Here is a 5398-nt window from a genome sequence, read left to right as displayed (position 1 = left end):
CCTCGACTGGAAAGGTTGTCCGGCGGTGTCCTACTCTCCCACACCCTCCCGAGTGCAGTACCATCGGCGCTGGAGGGCTTAGCTTCCGGGTTCGGAATGTGACCGGGCGTTTCCCCTCCGCCATGACCGCCGTAACACTATGAACATATCAAACAACACACACACCCACACCTGTGGGGGGTTGTTTGGTGTTTGTTCAGAGTTGCACAGTGGACGCGTAGCAGCCTTGTTATCAAGTCCTCGGCCTATTAGTACCGGTCAACTGAACCCGTTACCGAGCTTACATTTCCGGCCTATCAACCCAGTCGTCTAGCTGGGGGCCTTACCCCCACAAAGTGGGGTGGGATACCTCATCTTGAAGCAGGCTTCCCGCTTAGATGCTTTCAGCGGTTATCCCTTCCGAACGTAGCTAACCAGCCGTGCCCCTGGCGGGACAACTGGCACACCAGAGGTTCGTCCGTCCCGGTCCTCTCGTACTAGGGACAGCCCTTCTCAAGTATCCTACGCGCACGGCGGATAGGGACCGAACTGTCTCACGACGTTCTAAACCCAGCTCGCGTACCGCTTTAATGGGCGAACAGCCCAACCCTTGGGACCTGCTACAGCCCCAGGATGCGACGAGCCGACATCGAGGTGCCAAACCATCCCGTCGATATGGACTCTTGGGGAAGATCAGCCTGTTATCCCCGGGGTACCTTTTATCCGTTGAGCGACACCGCTTCCACACGCAAGTGCCGGATCACTAGTCCCGACTTTCGTCCCTGCTCGACCTGTCAGTCTCACAGTCAAGCTCCCTTGTGCACTTGCACTCAACACCTGATTGCCAACCAGGCTGAGGGAACCTTTGGGCGCCTCCGTTACCCTTTAGGAGGCAACCGCCCCAGTTAAACTACCCACCAGACACTGTCCCTGAACCGGATAACGGTCCGAAGTTAGATACCCAAATCAACCAGAGTGGTATTTCAAGATTGCCTCCACCCATACTGGCGTACAGGTTTCACCGGCTCCCACCTATCCTACACAAGCCCATTCAGATACCAATGTCAAGCTATAGTAAAGGTCCCGGGGTCTTTCCGTCCTGCCGCGCGTAACGAGCATCTTTACTCGTACTGCAATTTCGCCGGGCCTGTGGTTGAGACAGTGGGGAAGTCGTTACGCCATTCGTGCAGGTCGGAACTTACCCGACAAGGAATTTCGCTACCTTAGGATGGTTATAGTTACCACCGCCGTTTACTGGCGCTTAAGTTCTCCGCTTCGCCCCAAAGAGCTAACAGGTCCCCTTAACGTTCCAGCACCGGGCAGGCGTCAGTCCATATACATCGAATTACTTCTTCGCATGGACCTGTGTTTTTAGTAAACAGTCGCTTCCCCCTGCTCTCTGCGGCCATACAACGCTCCACCCGCACGGGGCTTCACGTCTCCGGCCCCCCTTCTCCCTAAGTTACGGGGGCAATTTGCCGAGTTCCTTAACCACAGTTCGCCCGATCGCCTCGGTATTCTCTACCTGACCACCTGTGTCGGTTTGGGGTACGGGCCGCTCGAAACTCGCTAGAGGCTTTTCTCGGCAGCATAGGATCACTGACTTCACCTGAATCGGCTCGGCATCACGTCTCAGCCCCATGACATGCGGATTTGCCTACATGTCGGCCTACACGCTTACCCCGGCACAACCACCGGCCGGGCTCAGCTACCTTCCTGCGTCACCCCATCGCTTGACTACTACCCGCCAGGTTCCCACGCTCCCCAACATCCGTCCGAAGACATCAGCCAGCTCGGGTGGTTAGCACAACGAGGTTCATCACGGGCGCTCCTTCGCGGGTACGGGAATATCAACCCGTTGTCCATCGACTACGCCTCTCGGCCTCGCCTTAGGTCCCGACTCACCCAGGGCGGATTAGCCTGGCCCTGGAACCCTTGGTCATCCGGCGGAAGGGTTTCTCACCCTTCTTTCGCTACTCATGCCTGCATTCTCACTCGTGCCGCGTCCACAACTAGGTCACCCCGCTGCTTCACCCCCGGCACGACGCTCCCCTACCCATCCACACACCTGCACAAGGAATCACGTCCAAGCGAGATTAAAATGTGAATGCCACAGCTTCGGCGGTGTGCTTGAGCCCCGCTACATTGTCGGCGCGGAACCACTTGACCAGTGAGCTATTACGCACTCTTTAAAGGGTGGCTGCTTCTAAGCCAACCTCCTGGTTGTCTATGCGACCCCACATCCTTTTCCACTTAGCACACGCTTAGGGGCCTTAGCTGGTGATCTGGGCTGTTTCCCTCTCGACTACGAAGCTTATCCCCCGCAGTCTCACTGCCGCGCTCTCACTTACCGGCATTCGGAGTTTGGCTGATTTCGGTAAGCTTGTAGGCCCCCTAGACCATCCAGTGCTCTACCTCCGGCAAGAAACACACGACGCTGCACCTAAATGCATTTCGGGGAGAACCAGCTATCACGGAGTTTGATTGGCCTTTCACCCCTAACCACAGATCATCCCCCAACTTTTCAACGTTGGTGGGTTCGGCCCTCCACGCGGTCTTACCCGCGCTTCAGCCTGCCCATGGCTAGATCACTCCGCTTCGGGTCTAGAACATGCGACTCAAACGCCCTCTTCAGACTCGCTTTCGCTACGGCTCCCCCACACGGGTTAACCTCGCCACATGCCACTAACTCGCAGGCTCATTCTTCAAAAGGCACGCCGTCACCCCGCAAGGCTCCGACGGATTGTAGGCGAACGGTTTCAGGTACTATTTCACTCCCCTCCCGGGGTACTTTTCACCATTCCCTCACGGTACTCGTCCGCTATCGGTCACCAGGAAGTATTTAGGCTTACCAGGTGGTCCTGGCAGATTCACGGCAGATTACAGGAGTCCGCCGCTACTCGGGAACACCCACAGAAGATCAGCAACTTTCACCTACCGGACTCTCACCGACTACGGTTGGCTTTTCCACACCATTCGGCTAGCCACTGACTTTATAACTCCTCGAACAAGTGTCAGCTCGTTCAGCAGGGTCCCACAACCCCGACCACGCAACCCCTGACAGGTATCACACGCAACCGGTTTAGCCTCAATCCGCTTTCGCTCGCCACTACTCACGGAATCACTAAATTGTTTTCTCTTCCTACGGGTACTGAGATGTTTCACTTCCCCGCGTTCCCCCCACACACCCTATGTGTTCAGGTGCGGGTGACACCACATGACTGGTGCCAGGTTTCCCCATTCGGACACCCTGGGATCACAGCTTGGTTGACAGCTCCCCCAGGCCTATCGCGGCCTCCCACGTCCTTCATCGGCTCCTGGTGCCAAGGCATCCACCGTTCGCCCTTGACAACTTGACCACAAAGATGCTCGCGTCCACTGTGCAATTCTCAACAAACAACCAACCCACAACCCCACAGCCCCACACCAGCAACCCCACCCCACCCACAGGCAGAACAGAATCCGGTATGCGAGACCAGGCCATGCCTGGCAGACCACCGAAGCTCACGCTCCAGAACAGTCCTCCGAAAAAACAACCTCAGGTTGTTCCTTCAGGACCCAACAGGGTGCTATACGCTCCTACCCAGCCGCACCAGAAGGAACCGTTCCCACCACCCCGAAGAGCAGCTGTACTAGGTATCCCGGCCGTTGCCGGACACAAACTCGCCAGTGTCTCCGCCATCTGAGCACCCCGACCCGACATCCGCAGGCCGCGGGCTCCATACCGGCTTTCACCGGATGGTGCTCCTTAGAAAGGAGGTGATCCAGCCGCACCTTCCGGTACGGCTACCTTGTTACGACTTCGTCCCAATCGCCAGCCCCACCTTCGACGGCTCCCTCCACAAGGGTTGGGCCACCGGCTTCGGGTGTTGCCGACTTTCGTGACGTGACGGGCGGTGTGTACAAGGCCCGGGAACGTATTCACCGCAGCGTTGCTGATCTGCGATTACTAGCGACTCCGACTTCACGGGGTCGAGTTGCAGACCCCGATCCGAACTGAGACCGGCTTTTTGGGATTCGCTCCACCTCACGGCATCGCAACCCATTGTACCGGCCATTGTAGCATGCGTGAAGCCCTGGACATAAGGGGCATGATGACTTGACGTCATCCCCACCTTCCTCCGAGTTGACCCCGGCAGTCTTCGATGAGTCCCCGCCATAACGCGCTGGCAACATCGAACGAGGGTTGCGCTCGTTGCGGGACTTAACCCAACATCTCACGACACGAGCTGACGACAGCCATGCACCACCTGTGACCGCCCCCGAAGGACCTCCCATCTCTGGAAGTTTTGCGGCCATGTCAAACCCAGGTAAGGTTCTTCGCGTTGCATCGAATTAATCCGCATGCTCCGCCGCTTGTGCGGGCCCCCGTCAATTCCTTTGAGTTTTAGCCTTGCGGCCGTACTCCCCAGGCGGGGCGCTTAATGCGTTAGCTGCGGCACAGGGAACCGGAGAGGCCCCCCACACCTAGCGCCCAACGTTTACAGCGTGGACTACCAGGGTATCTAATCCTGTTCGCTCCCCACGCTTTCGCTCCTCAGCGTCAGTATCGGCCCAGAGACCCGCCTTCGCCACCGGTGTTCCTCCTGATATCTGCGCATTTCACCGCTACACCAGGAATTCCAGTCTCCCCTACCGAACTCTAGCCTGCCCGTATCGACCGCAGGCTTGGGGTTGAGCCCCAAGTTTTCACGGTCGACGCGACAAGCCGCCTACGAGCTCTTTACGCCCAATAAATCCGGACAACGCTCGCGCCCTACGTCTTACCGCGGCTGCTGGCACGTAGTTGGCCGGCGCTTCTTCTGCAGGTACCGTCACTTGCGCTTCGTCCCTGCTGAAAGAGGTTTACAACCCGAAGGCCGTCATCCCTCACGCGGCGTCGCTGCATCAGGCTTCCGCCCATTGTGCAATATTCCCCACTGCTGCCTCCCGTAGGAGTCTGGGCCGTGTCTCAGTCCCAGTGTGGCCGGTCGCCCTCTCAGGCCGGCTACCCGTCGTCGCCTTGGTAGGCCATCACCCCACCAACAAGCTGATAGGCCGCGAGCCCATCCCAGGCCGAAAAACTTTCCACCCCCCACCATGCGACAGGAGGTCATATCCGGTATTAGCCCCCGTTTCCGAGGGTTATCCCAAAGCCTAGGGCAGGTTACTCACGTGTTACTCACCCGTTCGCCGCTCGAGTACCCCGAAGGGCCTTTCCGCTCGACTTGCATGTGTTAAGCACGCCGCCAGCGTTCGTCCTGAGCCAGGATCAAACTCTCCAACAAAAACCTGTCGAACAGCAATCCCGACAACAAACATGTTGCCAAAGGAATCCCAAACCAACCAAACCCGAAGATTCAGCCGGCACGGGGTATAAAACAATTGGCACTGGCTTTACAAGCACCCTGTTGAGTTCTCAAAGAACAACCACACACCA

Annotated in this window: 3 rRNA genes; all 3 read right to left on the bottom strand. The window is 57.7% G+C overall.

Annotation, left to right across the window (positions count from 1 at the left end):
- Positions 1-17: 17 nt before the first annotated feature.
- Positions 18-134: ribosomal RNA gene (gene rrf / locus H1A17_RS33260) — 5S ribosomal RNA — on the bottom strand.
- Between the two features lie 94 nt (positions 135-228).
- A 23S ribosomal RNA gene (locus H1A17_RS33255) occupies positions 229-3338 on the bottom strand.
- A 393-nt stretch (positions 3339-3731) separates the two neighbouring features.
- Positions 3732-5246: ribosomal RNA gene (locus H1A17_RS33250) — 16S ribosomal RNA — on the bottom strand.
- Together the 16S, 23S and 5S rRNA genes form the textbook arrangement of a ribosomal RNA operon.
- Positions 5247-5398: the final 152 nt, after the last annotated feature.

It is taken from the genome of Micromonospora sp. S-DT3-3-22, assembly GCF_015354745.1.
Lineage (GTDB): Bacteria > Actinomycetota > Actinomycetes > Mycobacteriales > Micromonosporaceae > Micromonospora > Micromonospora wenchangensis.
This window is presented reverse-complemented; position numbering and strand designations above follow the sequence as displayed.